This is a genomic window from Haloferax profundi (assembly GCF_001469865.1).
In the GTDB taxonomy this organism is placed as follows: Archaea; Halobacteriota; Halobacteria; order Halobacteriales; family Haloferacaceae; genus Haloferax; species Haloferax profundi.
In genome coordinates this window covers 1-2,178 of the sequence record NZ_LOPV01000548.1, presented here as the reverse complement: position 1 = coordinate 2,178, position 2,178 = coordinate 1, and the positions used below count along the sequence as shown (strand labels likewise).

The window sequence follows — 2,178 nt, the reverse complement described above, 5'->3', positions numbered from 1 at the left end:
TACTACGAGACGCCTCGCCGAAACACAGTCAAAGAGATCTCCGAGACGCTCGACATCCCCAACTCGACGCTTCAGTACCGCCTGACTCGTGCCGAGGCGTGGTTGGCTCGTGAGTTCGTCACGGACACACTCGGCACCGAAGTCGAACACCGTGTCGATCCCGACGAACTCGAAGTGAGCGCGTAGGAGGCGCACAACCACCCCGGTGTCACCAATTTGAGAACCTCTTTGAGTCGGACGGTAGTGAACTCCTGTAATGGAACACGCCCACGACACGAGCGCCACCTCCACACTCGACTCACGGCGCTGGTGGACCATCGTGATTTTTGCGTACGTCGCCCTCGAAGGAGCCAGTCTCCAGATGCGAGGGTCCGTCGTCCCCGTTCTCCGAGATTCGTTTGGCACACCTGAGTGGCTCCTCGGTCTCGTCGCGCCCGCAGGAACGATTGGCTTTCTCGTCTTCGTGGCACTCACCGGTGTCGTCGCCGGCCGGGTCGACACACGCCGCCTCATCTTACTCGGCATCGCCGGAACCGGCGCGAGCGTGTTCATCATCGGATTCACTCCATCGTTCGCCTTCTTCCTCGCCGCACTGCTCCTTCGGGGGTCGTTCGGTGGTGTGGGACGCGGGACCGACCGCCCACTATTGAGCCACCTCCACTCCGAAGACCGTGGAAAGTGGTTCAGTTACTACGATGCCATGTGGGCCGTGGGTGCGACGATTGGCCCACTCATCGTCACCGCTGCACTGTGGCTTGGCGACTGGCGTTTCGCGTACTATGCACTCGGTGCGGCGTTTCTCCCCGTCGTATTGCTAGTCGTGTGGCTCCCCACGCCGTCTATCGAAGGGGACGGTGACGACCCACTCACGTTCGAGGAAATCAAGCGCGTGGGCCGGCGGCCAGAAGTCCTCGTGATGATTGGTGGGATTCTCATGACGACTGGTGTGGAAGGAGCACTGTTCACGTGGTTGACCACGTTCGCCGAGGGTCGCGTACCTGCCTCGTTCGTCACGGCGTCACTGAGCGTTCTGTTGGTGGCGTACATCCCTGGCCGCTTCGTGGCTGGTGTCCTGTCTGACCGACTAGACACCGTTACGCTCATCTCCGGACTTGCGATGCTGTGTCTACTATCGGCTGTGTACACGTTCTTCGTCGCAACTGGAGTCGGCATACTCGTTGGCCTGTTCGGTATCGGGTTTTCGCTCTCGGGGCAGTTTCCAACCTTGTTGGCATACTCGACCGAGGCCGCACCAGAGCACAGCGCACCCATCAACAGTCTTAGTTTAGTGGTGTCGACGCTCGGGATTGCGGGCGTGCCAGCTATATTGGGCTTCGTTATCTCAGATGCAGGTATCGAAGTGGCGATGCAATTGCTCGTGGTCCCATTAGTAGCACTGGTTGGCGTGTCGGTGATTGCGTGGGTCCGGGTTGGAACTGGAGTGAATCAGTAGCGTGATTGTGGGCCGTGGAGTTTCGGGAACCTCTCCGGCGTCTCTCTTATCGGTCGAACATCTCGGGTAATCCATTCGGGGGTCTGGGTAGTTGCGACGGTTGGAATATTCCAACACACGTCTCATGCTCCCCGAGACCGTAGCAGTTCGCGTGGCAAAGGACACACTCAGCGAAATCACCGGCTTGCCGGACGACCTCGGAATCGGCGACGACCTCGCTCGCTCGCAACAGCGCGTCTCGATTCGCGTCGACAGCAGACGCTACGGAAAACCGATGACGGTGGTCGAGGGTCTCGACCTCCCGGACGACGAACTTTCGTCGCTCGCATCGACATTGAAACGCACGCTCGCAGTCGGTGGGACAACCACTGCCGACGGTTCTATCGAATTGCAGGGCGAACACGGAACGCGACTGGAAGCAGCGCTTCGTGACGAAGGCTTCGACGTCGAGACCTGATTCTGTCAGGGACCGAATGCTGCGATGTCGGCGCCGACTGTCGCCAGCGCGTCTGCGGGATTCGGGTCGCTGTCCGCCAGATGGGTGTACTGATGGACCGGAACAGTTGCCAATGCTGAAGCGATAGCCTCGCTATACACGTCGACCCCAGGTTCTGTCGGGTCGTTTCCCTGCCAGACGTCACGGATGACCGTCATCGAGTCGATACGGACCTCCAAACTGTGTGGTTCGTAGCGGGCCAATAGTTCTGAGAGACCGAGTTGGAGAG

3 protein-coding genes and 1 pseudogene are annotated in these 2,178 nt (G+C 59.7%); 3 read left to right on the top strand and 1 reads right to left on the bottom strand.

What is annotated here, in order from left to right; all coding sequences use genetic code 11:
• The 3 genes from AUR66_RS16540 to yciH form a co-directional block, all read left to right on the top strand.
• The coding region (locus tag AUR66_RS16540; protein WP_197409841.1) for a helix-turn-helix domain-containing protein at nucleotides 1-186 on the top strand (186 nt) is incomplete at its 5' end.
• A gap of 70 nt (nucleotides 187-256) precedes the next feature.
• Nucleotides 257-1,453, top strand: a complete 1,197-nt coding sequence (locus AUR66_RS16535; protein ID WP_058573299.1) for an MFS transporter — start codon at nucleotides 257-259, stop codon at nucleotides 1,451-1,453.
• A gap of 151 nt (nucleotides 1,454-1,604) precedes the next feature.
• Entirely contained in the window at nucleotides 1,605-1,910 is a 306-nt protein-coding gene (gene yciH, locus AUR66_RS16530) for a stress response translation initiation inhibitor YciH (protein WP_058573300.1), read from the top strand.
• A 5-nt stretch (nucleotides 1,911-1,915) separates the two neighbouring features.
• Here yciH and AUR66_RS16525 read toward each other — a convergent pair.
• Nucleotides 1,916-2,178, bottom strand: a pseudogene (locus tag AUR66_RS16525) (ribonuclease H); the annotation flags it as partial.

Excerpts from the sequence above, each read along its gene's own strand:
- AUR66_RS16535 (WP_058573299.1), top strand. The coding sequence starts at position 257 with ATGGAACACGCCCACGACACGAGCGCCACCTCCACACTCGACTCACGG.